General features: G+C 39.8%; 20 protein-coding genes. 10 read left to right on the forward strand and 10 right to left on the reverse strand.

All coding sequences use genetic code 11. From position 1 onward, the window contains the following. Positions 1-101 precede the first annotated feature (101 nt). Positions 102-1334 (reverse strand): phosphoglycerate dehydrogenase, encoded by a 1233-nt coding sequence (gene serA, locus AC1M9I_RS07995; protein ID WP_035264273.1) that lies wholly within the window; start codon positions 1332-1334, stop codon positions 102-104. Positions 1335-1686: 352 nt separating this feature from the next. Between serA and AC1M9I_RS08000 the strand changes: the two genes are divergently transcribed. Together AC1M9I_RS08000 and AC1M9I_RS08005 are read left to right on the forward strand one after the other, a co-directional pair. Next, positions 1687-3099 (forward strand): FAD-binding oxidoreductase, encoded by a 1413-nt coding sequence (locus AC1M9I_RS08000; protein WP_481610889.1) that lies wholly within the window; start codon positions 1687-1689, stop codon positions 3097-3099. 166 nt (positions 3100-3265) lie between these two features. Then, positions 3266-3637 carry a hypothetical protein gene (locus AC1M9I_RS08005; protein ID WP_481610912.1) on the forward strand — a complete coding sequence of 124 codons (372 nt, stop codon included), beginning with the start codon at positions 3266-3268 and terminating at the stop codon, positions 3635-3637. Between the two features lie 61 nt (positions 3638-3698). Here AC1M9I_RS08005 and AC1M9I_RS08010 read toward each other — a convergent pair whose 3' ends face one another. Further along, a complete protein-coding gene (locus AC1M9I_RS08010; RefSeq protein ID WP_481610890.1) occupies positions 3699-4427 on the reverse strand; it encodes a YoaK family protein in 729 nt (242 codons plus the stop codon). Between the two features lie 305 nt (positions 4428-4732). Here AC1M9I_RS08010 and AC1M9I_RS08015 point away from each other — a divergent pair, with 305 nt between their 5' ends. Next, complete coding sequence (locus AC1M9I_RS08015) at positions 4733-5614, forward strand: pirin family protein (RefSeq protein WP_481610891.1); 882 nt, start codon at positions 4733-4735, stop codon at positions 5612-5614. Positions 5615-5785: 171 nt separating this feature from the next. Beyond that, entirely contained in the window at positions 5786-7009 is a 1224-nt protein-coding gene (craA, locus tag AC1M9I_RS08020; RefSeq protein WP_481607283.1) for a chloramphenicol efflux MFS transporter CraA, read from the forward strand. Between the two features lie 29 nt (positions 7010-7038). Here craA and AC1M9I_RS08025 read toward each other — a convergent pair whose 3' ends face one another. The 4 genes from AC1M9I_RS08025 to AC1M9I_RS08040 all read right to left on the reverse strand — a co-directional run bounded on the left by AC1M9I_RS08025 (position 7039) and on the right by AC1M9I_RS08040 (position 10176). After that, on the reverse strand, positions 7039-7329 hold the full coding sequence (locus AC1M9I_RS08025; protein ID WP_179998758.1) for a DUF3817 domain-containing protein: 291 nt from the start codon (positions 7327-7329) through the stop codon (positions 7039-7041). Positions 7330-7595: 266 nt separating this feature from the next. After that, complete coding sequence (gene sodC / locus AC1M9I_RS08030) at positions 7596-8174, reverse strand: superoxide dismutase family protein (RefSeq protein ID WP_035264260.1); 579 nt, start codon at positions 8172-8174, stop codon at positions 7596-7598. 121 nt (positions 8175-8295) lie between these two features. Then, entirely contained in the window at positions 8296-9405 is a 1110-nt protein-coding gene (locus tag AC1M9I_RS08035) for an AI-2E family transporter (protein ID WP_035264258.1), read from the reverse strand. Between the two features lie 126 nt (positions 9406-9531). After that, on the reverse strand, positions 9532-10176 hold the full coding sequence (locus AC1M9I_RS08040; protein WP_481592254.1) for a ParA family protein: 645 nt from the start codon (positions 10174-10176) through the stop codon (positions 9532-9534). 132 nt (positions 10177-10308) lie between these two features. Between AC1M9I_RS08040 and AC1M9I_RS08045 the strand changes: the two genes are divergently transcribed. Then, positions 10309-10776 carry a Holliday junction resolvase-like protein gene (locus tag AC1M9I_RS08045; RefSeq protein WP_481610892.1) on the forward strand — a complete coding sequence of 156 codons (468 nt, stop codon included), beginning with the start codon at positions 10309-10311 and terminating at the stop codon, positions 10774-10776. A gap of 31 nt (positions 10777-10807) precedes the next feature. On the opposite strand, the gene AC1M9I_RS08050 is transcribed toward AC1M9I_RS08045, so the two are convergent. Beyond that, positions 10808-11440 carry a class I SAM-dependent methyltransferase gene (locus tag AC1M9I_RS08050; protein ID WP_481610893.1) on the reverse strand — a complete coding sequence of 211 codons (633 nt, stop codon included), beginning with the start codon at positions 11438-11440 and terminating at the stop codon, positions 10808-10810. A gap of 241 nt (positions 11441-11681) precedes the next feature. Between AC1M9I_RS08050 and AC1M9I_RS08055 the strand changes: the two genes are divergently transcribed. Together AC1M9I_RS08055 and AC1M9I_RS08060 are read left to right on the forward strand one after the other, a co-directional pair. Then, positions 11682-12251 carry a hypothetical protein gene (locus tag AC1M9I_RS08055; protein WP_481610083.1) on the forward strand — a complete coding sequence of 190 codons (570 nt, stop codon included), beginning with the start codon at positions 11682-11684 and terminating at the stop codon, positions 12249-12251. Positions 12252-12329: 78 nt separating this feature from the next. Further along, entirely contained in the window at positions 12330-12767 is a 438-nt protein-coding gene (locus AC1M9I_RS08060; RefSeq protein ID WP_481610894.1) for a protease inhibitor I42 family protein, read from the forward strand. A 49-nt stretch (positions 12768-12816) separates the two neighbouring features. Here the strand turns inward: AC1M9I_RS08060 and AC1M9I_RS08065 are convergent, their stop codons facing one another. Both AC1M9I_RS08065 and AC1M9I_RS08070 read right to left on the reverse strand, forming a co-directional pair. After that, on the reverse strand, positions 12817-13392 hold the full coding sequence (locus AC1M9I_RS08065) for a hypothetical protein (protein WP_481592251.1): 576 nt from the start codon (positions 13390-13392) through the stop codon (positions 12817-12819). 53 nt (positions 13393-13445) lie between these two features. Then, on the reverse strand, positions 13446-14219 hold the full coding sequence (locus tag AC1M9I_RS08070; protein WP_481610060.1) for a class I SAM-dependent methyltransferase: 774 nt from the start codon (positions 14217-14219) through the stop codon (positions 13446-13448). A gap of 121 nt (positions 14220-14340) precedes the next feature. Between AC1M9I_RS08070 and AC1M9I_RS08075 the strand changes: the two genes are divergently transcribed. The 3 genes from AC1M9I_RS08075 to AC1M9I_RS08085 all read left to right on the forward strand — a co-directional run bounded on the left by AC1M9I_RS08075 (position 14341) and on the right by AC1M9I_RS08085 (position 17671). Further along, positions 14341-15603: a hypothetical protein gene (locus tag AC1M9I_RS08075; RefSeq protein WP_481610061.1), complete on the forward strand. Its 1263-nt coding sequence runs from the start codon at positions 14341-14343 to the stop codon at positions 15601-15603. A 303-nt stretch (positions 15604-15906) separates the two neighbouring features. After that, complete coding sequence (locus tag AC1M9I_RS08080; RefSeq protein ID WP_481596187.1) at positions 15907-16647, forward strand: TetR/AcrR family transcriptional regulator; 741 nt, start codon at positions 15907-15909, stop codon at positions 16645-16647. A 70-nt stretch (positions 16648-16717) separates the two neighbouring features. Beyond that, positions 16718-17671 carry a 2-hydroxyacid dehydrogenase gene (locus tag AC1M9I_RS08085; protein WP_481610895.1) on the forward strand — a complete coding sequence of 318 codons (954 nt, stop codon included), beginning with the start codon at positions 16718-16720 and terminating at the stop codon, positions 17669-17671. Positions 17672-17781: 110 nt separating this feature from the next. Here the strand turns inward: AC1M9I_RS08085 and AC1M9I_RS08090 are convergent, their stop codons facing one another. Continuing rightward, entirely contained in the window at positions 17782-18414 is a 633-nt protein-coding gene (locus AC1M9I_RS08090; protein WP_481610896.1) for a hypothetical protein, read from the reverse strand. Positions 18415-18606: the final 192 nt, after the last annotated feature.

Genomic DNA, 18606 nt, shown 5'->3' on the forward strand with positions numbered 1-18606 from the left:
ATATCTTTCATCTAAGTTGGCGGAGCCAACGTCAACTCAGATGAGACACCATAAAAAAACCACAGCTCGAAAAAGCTGTGGTTTTCCAAACGTATTAGAGATTAGAACAATACGCGAGCGCGGATTGTACCTTCTACGTTATGAAGTGTATCAAGTGCTTCAGCAGAAGCTGTAGCATCAACGTCCATGACTAAATAACCCACATCACCTTTGGTCATAAGAGACTGACCAGAGATGTTAATGCCGTGTTCAGCAAACAGGTTGTTGATTTTAGACAACACGCCTGGAATATTTTTGTGAATGTGAAGTAAACGGTGTTTACCTTCAGTCAACGGAAGCGCAATTTCAGGGAAGTTAACTGCTGACAATGTCATACCTTTATCAGAGTAAGCAACGAATTTCTCTGCAACTTCTAGACCGATGTTTGCTTGAGCTTCCATCGTAGAACCACCCACGTGCGGTGTTAAAATCACGTTCGGGATATTACGTAGTGGAGAAATAAACTCTTCACCGTTCGCTTTAGGCTCTTTCGGGAATACGTCAACAGCAGCACCAGCCAAATGACCTGATTTCAGAGCATCAGCTAAATCTTCAATTACTACACATGTACCACGTGCAGCATTGATGAAGATTGAACCTTGTTTCATCTGAGCAAATTGCTCTTTGGTCATGAAATTACGTGTAGAAGGAACATCTGGCACGTGTAGTGATACAACATCAGCATTTGCAAGAAGTTCGCCCATTGAGCCAACTTGGCGAGCATTACCTAAAGGTAATTTTGTTACTGTATCAAAGTAAATCACTTTCATACCCATGCTTTCAGCAAGGACAGAAAGTTGTGAACCAATTGAACCGTAACCCACAATACCTAAAGTTTTACCACGTGTTTCAAATGAACCTACTGCAGATTTGTTCCAACCACCTGCATGTGTATCTGTAGATTTTTCAGGTACACGACGAAGGAGAAGAATAGCTTCAGCTAATACAAGTTCAGCAACAGAACGAGTATTTGAGTATGGTGCGTTAAACACTGGAATACCACGGCTCATCGCAGCATTCAAGTTCACTTGGTTTGTACCAATACAGAAACAACCGACCGCGATCAATTTATTCGCAGCTTCAAAAACTTCTTCAGTTAATTGTGTGCGCGAACGAATACCGATGAAGTGAGCATCTTTAATCGCTTCTTTCAGCGCTTCACCTTCAAGCGCAGTTTTACGATAGTCGATGTTGGTGTATCCAGCAGCATTCAAAGTGTCGATTGCGTTTTGGTGAACGCCTTCTAACAATAGGAAACGAATTTTATCTTTAGGCAAAGAGAGATGTTGGCTCATTACGGCTCCGCTACAAAGGCCAAATTTAGTGGCAGTATGATAGCATACGTGAGCGTGCTATATACATTTCCTTTATGACTTGAGCTATGGATATTTTTGCAAGATATAGTCCTTATCAGACAAACTGCGGTTGAATTAACTGCATCATATCTAAGTAACATTCGCAAAATGTCTGATTTTATCGGGGTTTCATGGGAAAATGCTTTATAATGCACAATCGTGAAATTGACTCATCCAGTCGTGGTGATATTTTCTTCACATTCGCTTAACAAATACGCTTTTAAAATCTTGATTAAAGGTTTGTTTTTTAAGCAATCTACAACTTGTATCTTTCTTGCTAGGTCTGCAAACGATGAATGCTCCAGTTGCTTTAACCCCAGAGTTATTGACTCAATTAACGTCAATTGTTGGTGAAAACCGTATCAAAACTGATACGGACAGCCTACAAAATTGGGGACGCGATCACACTAAACATTTTGATCCAAACCCATCAGTCATCGTTTTTCCTTCGACGACTGAACAAGTTCAGGCAATTGTGAAACTAGCAAACCAATTTAATGTTGCTGTGACACCGTCAGGTGGTCGTACTGGTCTTTCTGCAGGGGCTGTCGCTGCCAACGGTGAAATCGTGGTCAGCATGGACAAGATGAACCAAATTTTGGAATTCTTCCCAGCAGACCGTATGGTGCGTGTACAATCAGGTGTGGTGACTGAGCAACTTCAGAACTATGCTGAAGAACAAGGTATGTATTATCCAGTTGATTTCGCTTCAGCTGGTTCATCACAAATTGGCGGTAACATCGGTACTAATGCTGGTGGTATTAAAGTCATTAAATACGGTATGACACGTAACTGGGTACTCGGTCTGACTGTAGTCACTGGTAAAGGGGATGTGCTGCGTTTAAACAAAGGCATGATCAAGAATGCGACAGGTTATGCGTTGCAACACTTATTTATTGGTGGTGAAGGTACTTTAGGTTTAGTGACTGAAGCGGAAATTAAACTTGAGCGTCAACCACAAGATCTGCAAGTAATGGTGCTCGGTGTACCTGACTTTGATGCAGTGATGCCAGTTCTTCACGCGTTCCAAGCGAAAATTGATTTAACTGCGTTCGAGTTCTTCGGTGAACTTGCGATGCAAAAAGTATTGGCAAATGGTCACGTGCAACGTCCATTTGAAACTGAATGCCCATTCTATGTATTGCTTGAGTTTGAAGCGCCATTTGAGCCAATTATGGACAAGGCAATGGAAATCTTTGAGCATTGTATGGAACAAGGTTGGGTACTTGATGGCGTGCTTAGTCAAAGCTTAGACCAAGTAGAAAGCTTGTGGCGTCTGCGTGAAGATATTTCTGAGTCAATAGCACCATTTATCCCATACAAAAATGATATTTCAGTGCTCATCACACACGTACCTGCATTCATTAAAGAAATTGATGCAATTGTTGCTGACAATTATCCTGACTTTGAAATCTGCTGGTTTGGTCATATTGGCGATGGTAACTTGCACTTAAATATCTTAAAGCCTGAAAATTTAACCAAAGATGAATTCTTTGCGAAATGTCAGGTGGTGAACAAGTATGTATTTGATACTGTGAAAAAGTATGATGGTTCAATTTCTGCGGAACACGGTGTGGGTATGACGAAGAAGCCATATCTTGAGTACACACGTTCAGCTGAAGAAATTGAATATATGAAAGCGCTCAAACAAGTATTTGATCCAAATGGGATTATGAATCCAGGAAAGTTATTTGATTTGAATTAAGCAAATCCCAAACAGCACTTCGGTGCTGTTTTTTTATGCCAGCCAAAAGATATCGAATGATATAAATTTGATCCTGAAAAAAATAGCATACATATCTGTGCTTTTTTGTCACAACAGTTCAGAACATCATATGTAAAAGATCAATGGCGAACTGAGTAAAACAATGATGATGAAAATAATGACCACAGTTGGTCTAGTTAGTATGATGCTCACGGGGTGTGCTACTACGAAAAATGTTATTTCTAAAGTACATGGGAATGACACTCCTTTAGAGCAAGTCTTGAAGCTACATCCTGAATTACGCAATGAGCTTGTGACTGTTGAATTACGTCAGTATTTCAATCGTGCCGAAGCACCGACCGTAGCCGAAGTCAAAGTGACGCAAACAGGCTTGATGGATGACTCAATTGCTGCCGAGCGCTTTATCTATAGTTTTAAATTGAACGATGGTAAATGGCAGCAAGTTAATAAGAAAACTGAATACAAATGTGGGCGTGGAAAAAATACAAAATCTTTCCAAACTGCGCTTTGTCCATGACATCAGACCAGAAATTCGGTTTAAAAAGGCATAGTGAGTTATGCCTTTTTTATTGCGTGCATTATTGAGTCGAATAAGGATGAGTAGACGAGAAGCGCCACTCACGATAGCAAATATAGCCCATCGCTAAAATGGGAAAAATCATACATAAGAAGCCAAACAACATATAAGTAATCGCACCTAATATTGCACCTGAGCTGAAGGATAAAATAGTCGGTAAGATTTTTAGAATATTTTGTTTGGCAATTTGTTTGCGTTCTTCTGATACATGAGGTGCCCCATAAGCAATAGTACAATCAATGGTGAGTTGAGCAAGATTGCCCGTCATTAAGGTTGAGGTAGCCATTGTAGATAGTAATGTTCGGATAATGGCATTTCGAATTCCCATTGCAGCAATGCCCAATGTTGCGGTAAGTATTGCGCCAAATTCAGCCAAAGTATAAAACGGGCTGAAATTAAGTCCCGCCAGCATGAAGAGCGTTAACAGTATTGCCTCTGCAATAAAGAACCCAAGTAAGATGTTCGGATATTTGTCTTTCCAACGTTGTTCACACCATGCGGTAATACCAATCGTAAATACGAAAATGCCAATAAAAAGAGCCCACAGTCCTAATCCTCCCAGGATCGTTTCTTTGCCTGCAGTCACGATATAGCCAGTAACATGATTGGTATAAATGCCAAATAATGAAATAAATCCAACGGTATTTAGCCAACCACCGACGAGCGATAGAATCGAAGCTTCATGATGATGTCGCCAGCGATTTTTAATTGGTATGTAGCATTTTGACATAGTTCTAAAAGCTCAAGGTGTACTGAGAGATTACATCGACAAAACAAGTGTTTTATTGAGTCTGCAGATCCTTTGCTTTGTGGAATTAGTCCACATGAACATTAAGTAATTAAAAGTTTCATATTTATCACTGGTGAATGTTCAGATTAGATGATTTCTAACATTTTATATGTTTCAAATTGCATCAAATTTTGATGACAAAAATATTTCAATTGATAAAACACAACTGAAAGCATCATAAAATTAACGTAGAGGGAAATCTAAAACCACATTAAACTAAAGTCATTCAATAAATAAGATAAAAAATGAAAACACTCTCTTTTATCCATCGTAACGACAGTCATTTTTCAGTTGGTGACTTTAATCCGGTTGTGTCTGTTTTTTCACACTATGAACTTGGAAATACAGTATCCCCATTTTTGCTTCTCGATCATATTGGTCCCGGTACGTTGAAACCCTCTCAACTGCGTAAAGGTGTTGAAGAACATCCACATCGTGGATTTGAGACAGTCACGTTCGTGTATGAAGGTGAGTTAGAGCATTGGGATTCGCAAGGTGGTGGAGGTGTTATTCAGAAAGGTGATGTACAGTGGATGACTGCTGCATCAGGCATTATTCATAAAGAAAAATTTAGTGAGTCATTTTCCCGAGAAGGTGGACGATTTGAAATGATTCAGCTGTGGGTGAATTTGCCAGCAACTGCAAAAAAATCGAATCCGCGTTATCAAAGCTTACTCAAATCTAATATCCCGGTTGTAGATTTAGCTCATGATGCGGGTACTGCGCGTGTCATTGCTGGAGACTTTATGCAAGTGAAAGGACCAGCATTAGTCCATAGTCCTTTGCTGGTTTTGGATTTGGATTTAAAAGCAGGTCACACACTCACATTACCAGCAGGACATTTGGATACCACACTGATATATATGCGCCGTGGTAAAGTTGAATTTGGCATAGATGATGAATTGCTGACTGATCAGGGAATGGCGGTGTTTTCAAGTCATGGTGAAAACGTTGAATTCACCACATTGTCTGATAGCAAAATTTTATATCTCATGGGACAGCCACTAAATGAACCTTTAGTCGGGCGTGGTTTTTATGTCATGAATACGCAAGATGAGATTGTTGAAGCGATTGAGGAAATGAAGCATGGTACTTTTTTGAAAAGTCATGCAATTGATGCCAAATGATGTGAATGTTTGGGTGAGAAATTGATTTAAGATAAAGGCTAAATTTTCGTTTAATTTTCAGACTTTCTTTCTCAATTCAGGGTTACAAAAACGCAAAACTTTGTCATGGCATTGTGATGCATTTCACGTAAACTACGCTTCCAAAAAATATTCAAACATGTGAAAAAAAACATGCAAAAGGTGAGTAAAGCAACCTTAAGTCGGGCAACAATTATGTTTCCTTTGGCATTGGTGCTCTTCGAATTTTCAGTCTATATCTGTAATGATCTTGTACAACCTGCGATGCTTACGATTACACGTGAGTTTGGTGTAGGCAGTGAGTGGGCGCCATCATCCATGTCTTTCTTTTTATTGGGTGGAGCATGTTTGGCGTGGTTTTTAGGTCCGTTATCAGATCGCTTAGGTCGTAAAAAAGTACTCCTTGGAGGTGTTTTCTTTTTTGTGGTCTGTTGTTTGCTCATTTTATTCACCCAGTCTATAGAGCAATTTCTTGCATTTCGTTTTTTACAAGGGATTGGGCTGACCATTATTTCAGCTGTGGGTTATGCTGCCATCCAAGAAATTTTTGAGGAAAGAGATGCGATTAAAGTCATGGCTTTAATGGCGAATATTTCATTGATCGCACCATTACTTGGTCCTGTGCTCGGCGCATTTATGATAGACCATGTGTCTTGGCATTGGGGTTTCATTGGGATTGCCTTTTTAGCAGCCTTAAGTTGGTTTGGTCTTAAAGCAAAAATGCCTGAGCAGCATTTGAGTATTCCTAAGCAACCATTAAGCTATGTATGGGATGACTTCAAAGCCATTTTTAAAAATAAAAAATTTATGGGCTTGGCTTTGTCAGTACCCATGGTCTCAATTCCACTGATTTTGTGGATCGCTATGTCACCTGTAATTTTGGTCGAACAGCTCGGTCTGACCAATATGCAATATGGCTATGCACAGGTGCCTGTATTGGGTGGTTTAATTATTGGAAATATAGTCTTGATTCGCGTCATTGATCGCTATGCGGTAGGAAAGACCGTGCTAGTTGCATTGCCGTTGATGTTGGTTGGAACGCTTATTGTTTTGGCAGGTGTGATTTGGCAGGATTATTTGTTATGGTGCTTAATTATCGGTATGACCTTAATCAGTTTTGGTGAGGGCTGCAGTTTTTCTGTGCTTTATCGTTTCAGTTTAGATGCATCTGAGGTATCTAAAGGAACTGTTGCTGCCGCAGTAGGTATGATTATGATGATTGCATTCTTTGTTGTGATCGAAATTGTACGCATTATGTATGAATCTTACGGCACGATGGCATATGCATTGGCTTGTTTTATCCTTATTGCACTGTGGTTTAGTGCTCCAAGAAAAATTGTTCATCAGATCATGCAAGAAAGAGCCACTTCAGCATAAAAAAATCCTCCTTGTGGAGGATTTTTTAATCATTGTATTTGTTCGAGATGTTTGAGTTTACGATCAAAAATAAAAGGGGCAAAGGGTAGAACGGAAGCTATCAGCCCAAGAATAAATACATTGATAGACCACTTTTGCTTCTCGCATACCACAAATAATACGACTAAAAACAACACAAATAGAACGCCATGTCCCATGCCAATATATTTCACATAAATAGGCTGATCTAACATATATTTCATTGGCATGGCAAAAAAAAGCAGTAGTAGGAATGAAATCCCTTCAAGTAAACCAATAATACGTAAGGACTTAATATTCATTCTAAACCCCACAAAAGAAGACATCCTATTTTACCTAATCGTTGTTGTAGCAAAGTTAGAATCTATGTGGACTAGATCGCATTGTTTAAGGGAAATATAATTTATAATAATCGTTTTTTATGATAGTAGATTTAAAAATAAGCTAATATGTCAATCATGTCTATAAAGATGGATATGAAGTGATACTCACAACATTTTATAGATCATCAGCGAAATAAAAAAGGACTAAGCTAGAGCTTAATCCTTTGATGAGTCTTGGGTGTAGTTTAGCGTATAACACCACATGCTACACGATCACCCCCACCACCTAGTGGTTTAGGTTGGTCTGAATAATTGTCACCACCTGCATGTACCATGATGGATAGACCTTGAATATCTGCAAGTGTAAGACGTGGTGCAATCACTTGTGTTTTTGCATTACCTGACGCGTCAACGTTCAATACAGGTAAGTCACCTAGATGACCATCGTTTGGCGTACCATGCCCAGGCGCTTGATTTGGATTGTAATGTCCACCAGCGGCAAGCGCAGCACCCATTTTTCCATCTTTTTCAGCAGGCTCACATGAGCCTTTTTCATGGATATGGAACCCGTGATATCCAGGTGATAATTTAGTTAAGTCCGTTGTGATCACAAGACCTTTGTCACTATCTTGGAAGCTAATCGTTCCAATTTGATCATGAACTCCTTGAGCACTCACCGCATTTACAGGAATGGTTTGGATTTTAGTGTTGGATTCTTTGGATGCAGATGTATTTTGCGTTGCTGCACATCCCACAAAGCCTAAACTCAGCAATGCACTGAGCATAGAAACTTTGAATGCTGAAACTTTCGATTGCATTTGCATGCTGTTCTATCCTTGTTCCATGTAAGTGATAACGCATTGAAACAAATTTGGCATTTAGCAACAAGAACGATTTAAGTATTTGATTGTATAGATTTCTTATCAGTAAAAAATAAAACACCACTTATGAGAGTGGTGTTTCATTGTCTTGATCGTAGGCCATCGTGGCTTTAGGCACGGGTTCTGGTTCCAGTGTTTCATGTAACCATTCACGCCAAATGGCTAAAAGAATGGCGAGAATTACAGGACCAATAAAGAGTCCAACTAAACCAAAGCTCGCTAAACCACCCAATACACCAAACATGATCAATAAGAACGGAATTTGAGTAGCACCTGAAATGACCAAAGGACGAATGACATTATCGGCTGTACTCACCACACAAACGCCCCAAGCCATTACGCCAATCGCCTCAACGGTCTGACCTTGTGAAAATAACCACAGTGAAACAGCACCATATGCCACTGGAGGACCAAAAGGAATTAGCGCCATGATAAAGGTCATAATGGTTAAAAGCATTGGATTTGGAACACCAGCAACGTAATAGCTGATTCCTGCCAATATCGACTGTGCAACGGCAGTCAAACCAACACCATATACCACTGCACGCGTTGTTTCAGAGATCGTGTCGATATAATGTTGGATACGTGGACCAATGACTTTCTCCATCGCTTTACTGACCTGTTGAACAATCGTTTGTCCATCACGGTAAAAGAAAAAGAGAGAGAGCATGGCAAAACCAAGTTTGACTAAATTTTTGGTAATTTCGCTAATCACGAATTTACCGTAATTTAGATGTCCTTGAATCCATACACTAATATTACTAAAAAGTGCATTTGGGTCGGCATTGATGTCACGTACAATTCGAGAAACTTCTTTACCTACAATGGGTAACTCACGTATCACGTCAGGAACGGTGATATGACCAGAAGCCAGTTGGCGCTGTAAATCAAAGAATAAGTTTCGGCCTTCATGTTGAAGTAAGAAGATAGCAAAGGTGAACGGTAAACCGACAACGAGTGCCAATAAGAACGTCATAACAGACGCACCCAATGTAGGTCGATTACCACACCAAGCGAGAATACGTTTGTATAAAGGCCAAGTCATATAGGCGATAATACAAGCCCATAACACAGGTACGATAAAGTATTTGACAATGTCATATCCCAAATAAAGCAGAATAAAAAACAAGCCAAATAAAAGTACACGCTGTAAAGTTGGATTAAAATCTTGCACTAAAGTCTCTGATCTATATTCTTGATTTTCAAACGTATCTGCCGCACATCTGATTCATTTCGAGTATGCATTTAACATCATATATGAAAATGAAAAAAAAGTGCGATGACAATCTGTATTCTTTATTTAGAACCAATCACTTGGATCATCAATTAAAACATCTAACAAGGGTTGCCATTGTTGTTGTATTGATAAATAAGTTTTTTGATTTTTATCAAAAATATTGAGACCCTGCATCGCCAATTGACCATAAGCTGTTCGTTCAGAAATCCAAGCAACAGGTTGTTGTTCAATCTTGGCAAAGAACTGTTGGATCTCTTGAGCACTCTGACTATTTGGTTTGACACGATTTGCCACCAAATGAACTTGAACTTTACCTTTCCGAATACGTTTAATGTCATGAATGTGTTTTAAGAAACGACGCGTGCTGTCGATATCAAAAAAAGAAGGTTGCAGAGGTGTGACCACTGCATGACATTCTGCAATTAATTGTTCTGCATGTTCGCCTGTTAATGCACCTGGAGCATCAATAATCAGATAATCAAGATTCTTCGGTGCATCACCAATCGATTTTTCATGGCGCCAATCTAAACTTTGAATGTGTGTTGCTGATTTTGGGCGCTGCTTTAACCATTGCAATGCAGATTTTTGATTGTCCGCATCCGCCAATGCAACTTTATAACCTTTCTGTGCGAGTGCTGTCGCCAGTGTAATCGCAGAAATTGTTTTTCCACAGCCACCTTTTTGGTTGGCAATCAGTATCGTTTTCATGAGTTTAAAATTATACATGCTTCAAATAAGGTCTGATCTTAGCTTAGCATTAAAATCAGCCAAAACGCGCATACATGACAAAAGTTTAGTTCTTGTTTAAATTGTCCGCATAACAAGTCATAGAGAACGTCAATGTCCATTTGGATGGCAATGTTAATAGGCGCCTGTATTGGCGTGGTAATCACCACAATGATGTTGAGCTCAACCCGCAATGGCCGTATCAAAGCAGAATATGAACAATATATTGCAGAGCTTGAACTTGAGCATCAACACGCATTAGCTGCTGCTCAAAAACGCAGTGTAAATACCAGTCGTGCGGTGCTGAAAGGTAAAATGGCTGAACAATTAGCACCGATTATGCCTGAATTTCAATATTTACCCAGTGATGCTAAATTCTTAGGTGATCCTGTCGACTATGTGGTATTTGATGGATATACAGATTTCCGTGATGGTGATGGCGTAGCAGAAGATATTGAAGTTGTACTGATTGATATTAAAAGTGGTGGAGCACGGCTCACCAAAGGTCAGATGGCAATTGCGAATGCAATTGCCGAAGGGCGTGTGCGTTTTGAGACGATCCGTATCGACTTTCAAGACTAGCTTGGATCAATAATCCACTACTTAGAAGTGATCAGTTGGTTTTAGTCGCGCGAGCAAGCATCATGCGACGACCTACTTTGGGCACTTCTTCTGCTTCGAAATAATCGAGTTCAGAAATCTCAAAGCCAGCATCAAGCAGTGCTTGCTCGATATTTCTGTTCAAATGACAACCATCAGCAATCACTTTCTGTACTGGCGTTAAAAGATCTTGAAGACGCTTTAAACTCTTTTGCTGTTGTGCATCGTAAGCGACATGTTCAACCAAATGCAAAGTGCCACCGATGCGTAATACACGTTTAATTTCATGTAAAACTTGTTGAACATGACTCACACTACATAATGTCCATGTGCTGACGACATGTTGAATAGATTGATCTTCAAATGGTAAATTTTCCGCTTTAGCATGAACATGTTCCACATGGAACGGTGCATTTTGAATACGTTGTTCAGCTAATTTGTATACATCTAGGCTCGGTTCAAGCGCATAGAGACTGCCCACAGCTTGATAAAATGGCAGGTTAATTCCTGTACCAAAACCGATTTCTAATACCTCACCTTGAATCGGAAGTAGAAGACGGCGTCTGCTATCCATCATACTTGGTAACTGCATGACTTGATTCAGAATATGCGGGAATACTCGTTGCTGATAAAATTTATAAATCATTTTTGTTCTTAACATCTTCCATTATTCGATTATTTTACACGTTCAATAAACTTTTAACAGTAGACAAAATTGTGACTAAAGCACGATAGATTGTTACTGTTCATCAATTTCCTTTTCAGAATGAAGTTTTAAGATAGATCATATAGATTTAGGTTAAATACAATTCAGTCGGATGTTGTCCATAGTAGATGTATGTGCTGCTGTTGAGTTGTTTTTGACACTTAGAAAGAAGGATGGATGTCTGTTGAAAAAGTTAGTTCTCGCATTATGTATCGCCCTTGGTGGTGTTTCGGCTTATAGCTCTGCCAGTGTGAAGTCGAGCGACTTTAATATTGCCAATGGTTTACCCCCAGCTTCGGCAGATCAAAAAATTTCGGTATTGGAACCTTTTGAAGGGGAATTTCGTATTCTTGGTTCGAAAGAATATACCGATGATCCGCAAGCCCAATTTTCACCCATCGACTATGCAGTGACCCGCGGTATTTTCACAGAACCTGAAATTGCACGACAAATTTCGATTAATCAGTATGACCGCTATTTAAATTGGAAAATGGCAAAACCACCGATTCACCCACGCTTAGCAACACAGTTGGTGAGTAACATGCACATTATCCCGGCTAATCCACAAATTGCGAAAGAAATTAAGAAAGTTCAACGTGGTGATCTGGTGCGCCTAGAAGGGGAATTGGTGCAAATCAATGCCAAAGATTTGGTGTGGAAGTCAGCTTTGGATTGGAATGGTATCGGCGATGGTGCATGCAAATTAATTCGCGTCGAATCAATTGAATGGTTAGAAAAGCGAAATATTTAAATATGATTTGAGATTGATGAGTTTGAAATGATTTTCAGCTCAAAGTTTTGATCATTAGATAAATGAGAGTGTGGGATCATGAGCGTTGGCAAGACATCCTTATGGATAAGTTTATGTATTGGCGTACTCGGGAGTAGTCTTGCCGCATGTCAAAATCCAGTCTCTGAAGTGCAAGCGGAGTCCCATCACTATACTGATCAGCAAAATTGTCCTGCACTATTGGTGATGAAAGTGGGTGAAACCTTAGAATTTAATGCAGCAGAAAATCCAAGTACGGGTTATCAATGGCAAATTATGCAACCGCTTCATCTCTTTAAAGTTGAAGAACAATATTTGGCGACTGAAAAATCAAAAGCGATGGTAGGCCTTGGAGGTGAAAAGACAGTGAAGCTGACTGCGCTAAAGCCTGGTCAGGAACTCATTGAATTGGCGTATGTGCGACCTTGGGAAGTTGCTCAAGACCGTACTCAAACAGATGCCCCAACATCGTGGCAATGTCGAGTACGTATTTCTTAAGCAGGCAGAAGACTGTTTCTAAAATTGTGCTGTACTTTTACTATGTACGCTATTGTTCTTTCGTGACACTAGTATTTTGACTCCAATGTTGGAGTTGGGCTTTCGCAGTATAATAATCACTCATATTTCGAATTGCATCTTTAGGATTTCGAAGCTCATCTTCGGGAGACTGTTCGAGCTCTTGATAGACCTCAATCTGATTTTCCCAGTATTGATAAAATAAGCCTTGAATATATCTACCTTGTTCCGTCTTAAGATCTAATTCTTTCAACATATTGAGGGAGGACTGAATGAGATCTCGTTTACGCTGAAACTCCATATCCGCATTTAAATTGCCATCTGCTTTTAATTGCTGAAGTTCTGCGTCTAGCTCATCACTTAATTGCTCAAAACTTTGATCATATTGATTCAGCAAAGCAACGTCATGTGCGTCATTTGGAGTGGATTCAAACGATTTGATCGGCTGTGCTTCAATTTGTGTTTTCAATTCAACAGATGGATCAACGGATTCTTTTTGTTCGGTCTGAGGGTTTTGTTCTGTTTTTTGGCATCCAATGAGCATGAAAGGCATACTCAAGCAGAGTGCAAATATCGAAAGTCGAATAGGGTGAAGATTTGCCGTCATGAGAGTCAATCCTCTGTTGGTTTTTTTAATGAATGATCGAGATTAAGTTTAGTTTATCGCGCACGATAGTGATAGGCATAAGTGATATAAGGAAAGGAAACTTCATCATGGAGCATGAGTCCCGTATGTTCAAATACGATCGATTCAAATGCTGTCTTCATTTTTGCTTGGTCTGCCGCTGACATTGCCGCAATAAAACTGGTAGATAAGAGTCGTTTGCTGATGACCTGTTCAACACTGCCGACTTGATGCTGAGTGAAGGTGCTTAAACTTTGGAATTCAAATAATTCTTGCTGCTGAAATACATTTTGCCATTGGTTGCTATGAAAGCGTGGCGTATCGGACTCAAAAGGTGCGATGTAATCTGCCAATGCTTTGACCCAATCCACTGAGATATCTCGTTGGTTCCAGACTAGACCTAAATGCCCTTGGGGTTTAAGAAGGCGATGCATTTCTTGCAATGTTTGTCGTTCAGCAAACCAATGAAATGACTGTGCGCATAAAATAGCATCAACACTATGCGTTGATTGCGCAATTTGATGGCTTGATGCTTGTAGTGTCTTCACCTCAGGATGTACTATTTTCAATTGTTCGAGCATTGCTGGAATCGGTTCAACGGCGATTATGTTCGAGGTGACTTGTTTTAGATAGTGCAGGAATTTTCCTGTCCCTGATCCTAAGTCAATCGCAACTGCATCAGGATGAAGATTCAATTCATCTTTCAACCACGTGACGATAGCCTGTGGATAATTTGGTCGGACTTGTTGATAAAGTTCAGCCGCAGAACTAAACCCATTTTCAGCAGCAGGATGAAGTGAATGTGTCATATTTTGCGCTTTTTAATCTGAACAGTATCTATAAAATATGACACCGACAATGTGATGTAAGCAAGTGAACGATTGATTCATTTTGCAAACCAGATGATGAGAACCCTTTTTTGGAATTGCAATGGATAAGCAAATAGTATTTGAAGACGAACACATCAGAGCAATTTATTTAAAAGGAACAACAGAAACATTGGTTCTCTCTTTTGGTGACTTGATCAGTCGTGCCAAAGGCAATGCCATTAATGCTGAAAAATCCTTAGCCAAATATGACTACAATGTCATAGGTATCATGCCAAAACAAAAGTCATGGTTCCCATCACAGAGCATGCACGCTTTAATCGAGCAAATATCACCTTTGTTGAATCAATTTCAGCGTGTCGTGGCTTATGGTGGTTCTATGGGCGGCTACGCAGCGATTAAGTACAGTAAGCTATTGGGCGCAGCACGTGTGATCTCTATGGTGCCACAATATTCAATTAATCCTGCTGAAATCGAAGACCGCCGTTATACTGATTTTTACGATCCTAACGTCAATGCTGACATGCAAATTGACGCGACAGATATTGCGTCCGATGCAGAATATATCGTGGTTTATGATCCTTACTTTGATCTGGATCGCGAGCACTATGAAAAGATTAAGCCACTTATTCCTCAACTCAATACACTACATTTACCTTATACAGGCCATGATGCGGTTGCTGTATTAGCAAATTCTGCGTTATTGCATGATTTTATTGAACATGAATTTGATGCAACCTACTTTTATCGCCAGATTCGAGCAGTTAAAAAGAACAGTAAATTTTACTATCGAAGCGTGATCGCACATCTGCTTGGCACCCACAATGAAGCATTAGGTAATATTTTAAAAACCATCGATCTACAACTAGACAGTAGCTTTTTTGATGCCAGTCTTAAACAGACGATTACACGTATCTTACTGACCAATAAAAGAGTTGATGAACAAGATTTACAAAAGCTTGGTATTTCGATTCATTTGCCATTTGAAAATAAAACACAACTTCATGACAGCTTTGGCAAAGTCTTGGTCTTTAACGTGATCACCCAAAAATTAGAAAGCTATGAACAACATGTGATTGATATTAATGGTAAGTACATTATTCCATTACATGTGGAAAGTACTGGATTGGCCCAGATTGAAATTAAAAAACAGCACTATCTCATTTGTATGAATGATCGCCGTGTTACCAAATTGATCAAAATGGATGATGCGCTGAGTGCGGATATGAGCCCTTTGATTGTGAAAAAGGGCGAAGGTTTCTTTAGTATCAGTTATAAGCATCTCTATATGCACTGCGATGAGTTAGGAAACTGTATTTTTGAATCAGACACTGTTGGTGAGGCAGAAAAATTTTCAGTGGAGTAAGGCTGAATTTTTCATAGCAATTGATCAAAGCGCTTCGGCGCTTTTTTATCTTTAAGTAAAAAAATATAGAGTGTGTGATAGATCTCAATCTGTCGTAAAAAGCGATATTGTTTAAAATTTACCCGTGTTTATTTTGTAACGAAAGCGATGGAATGACTCTGTTTCATTGTTAAGATCAGGCAATATATAACCAATTTGAATGATTCAAATGATGATGTATTTATGAATATCGGAATATTCATGCATCTTTGACGTGTCTACTTGAGCACAAAAACCCATATAAATGGAATTTAGGTGGGACAGATGAATAAAAAGAAAATTGTAAAAACTGAAACAGGAATGAATCCTCCAAAACAATCGCGTACACATCGCCGTGTTATGCAGGTGATTCAAACTGCTGAAAAACTTTTAGTTAAAATGGGCTTAGAGTCAATTTCAATTCCCGAAATTGCCAATGCTTCAAAAATTCCAAGAGCCAGTATTTATCAGTTCTTTCCGACAAAATATGATCTGTTGCATCATATGGCACAGTTGCATTTGCAGAAACTGGTAAGCTTGCTTAAGGAAGCTGGTTTAAACGTCATACGAGAACATCCGCACGAAAGTATGTCGGCTTATGGTCGAATGGTGGCTGCAGCTGTGATTGAGACCACTGCCAAGTTTTATAATGAATCTGCTGTGGCCCGATTATTGATTTTATCAGGACCACTGAACCGACAAGTATATTTACGTCATCAAATGGAACTCAAACAGTTCAGTCAAGATTTAAGAGATGCACTTAAAGCAATTCGGGTAGATGATTATTTACCGCAACAACCTGACAGTATGTTGATCATTATTGAAATGATCTTTACTTGTATGAAACATGGTTATTACACAGAAGATCGGATTTCTGAACGTATTTGTGAAGAAGCGTATCGTTTGGCAACGGCATATTTAAATGCGCTGAAAGAAGATCAATTTTCCCTAAAAGCACAGCGTGCAGCAACGACGCAATCTGAGACAAAAAAACAGTCAAATCAGCTATTGTTGACCTACAATTAAGCTTACAATCAGTTGAATTATCATGAAAATCTTGCAGTCGAAATGCAGATCAATATTGCTGAGGTTCAACGTGAAAGCTGTTTTTTTGGATCAATTCTCTCTCGATCAGAATGATTTAGATTTTTCGGGGTGGTACCAAGTCTTTGATGAGGTAACATTCTTTGAGCGCACTGATCCAGATCAAGTGCTTGAACGCATTGCGGATGTAGATGTGGTGGTGACCAATAAAGTGGTGATTACGGCAGACATGATGCAACAACGACCGCAGCTTAAATTAATTTTAATTTCAGCCACAGGCACCAATAATGTCGATTTAATCCAAGCAAAAGCTCAAAACATTGTGGTATGTAACTGTCAGGCATATGGTACTGCCGCTGTAGCTCAACATACCATGATGTTGATGCTGAACTTGGCAACGTCTTTTATTCAATATGATCGTGCAGTTCGTGCGGGTGAATGGAATAAAGCGTCACAATTCTGTTTATTAGATTTCCCCATTGCCGAATTGAATGGTAAGACCTTGGGGATTTTGGGCTATGGTGAACTTGGTCAAGCCGTAGCGAAGTTGGCTGAAGCCTTTGGTATGAAGGTGATTGTGGCTCATTTACCAGGACGACCTGCAGCCGATGATCGTGTCAGTTTAGAAAGCTTGCTGCGTCAATCAGACTTTATTAGCTTACATTGTCCATTAACTGAAACAACACGCGACTTAATTGATGCAGAAGCATTCAGTCTAATGAAAGAAAGTGCATATTTAATTAATTGTGCCCGTGGTGGCATTGTGAATGAACAAGCATTGGCGGAAGCACTAATCAATCGGAGAATCGCAGGGGCAGCGACTGATGTATTGAGTATAGAACCGCCTCAGCAAGGCAATGTGTTATTGAATTCGGATATCCCTAATCTCATTATTACACCACACAGCGCATGGGGAAGCGTTGAAGCACGTCAACGCATTGTGCAACAAGTACAGGAAAACGCAGCTGCATTTAAAGCGGGTCAACCGATCCGTCAAGTTAACTGAAGTTAAGTAATAAAAAAGGTGCTGTGAGAAGCACCTTTTTTCTTGAAGAGATATAAATAAACTCAACCTAATAAATAAACTCCACTTAGGTTTGAATAAAACGACCTGGTTTAACGTGGGACACCTGCATCACTGTCATCTACAGCTGGACTAGAGGTGGTAGCTCCACTATTAGGTAAAGCAACACTTTGACGCTGAATGGTCGGTTCTGCTTCAGGTGCTTGATTTTGACTTGCTAGCGTGGTGTTGGCTGATTGCGCAGTTTCAAGGTTGACTGAATTTTCTTGAACGGGTAAAGCGACCGATGCAGTAGTTAGAGCAGGGGAGGCTGTGACAGCAGGTGCTGTCGTTGGGTTGGGTTGACTCAAACTGCCTCTTTCGATGGGAACACCACCTGCACCGACGAGGTTCTGTTTAGCATGCTGCACAGATTTAACAGTTGTATCCACGCCTTGACGAGCACCGTCACGTAATGCAATCGCTTTTTCATTGGTGAATTCTTTGGTGTTTTGCCAAGCTGAATCGACGGATGGTTTGATTTTAGCAATACCTCGCTTGGTCGCATCATCAACGGTGTTGGCTGTATTTTGCAAAGTCTCTTGTGCTTTGACTGCAAGTACTTTGGCTAAATTTGGATTGTCACCGTAAGCAGGATTGTTGCCTGTTAAAGTAGAGTCTTGAGCAAATGTAGTTGCTGAGCTTAGCGTAATACAACTTACCAGCATCGTTTTCATTATGTTCATGAAGGATCCTCTTCTCGGTTCTGTATGGGTGGCGCTGTGACTCAATCGCCTCATCTGTACAAAACTTTTGAATTTTTTATCAGTTTCCAAGCAAACTACATGAGCGATGGGGCTGTTTCAATGTTGAAATGTATCCGTAACGTTGTGCTTCGGCAGTTTTAATGACTAAAGCTACAATTTTTATTCATCTTG

It is taken from the genome of Acinetobacter sp. ANC_7553 (assembly GCF_056779895.1).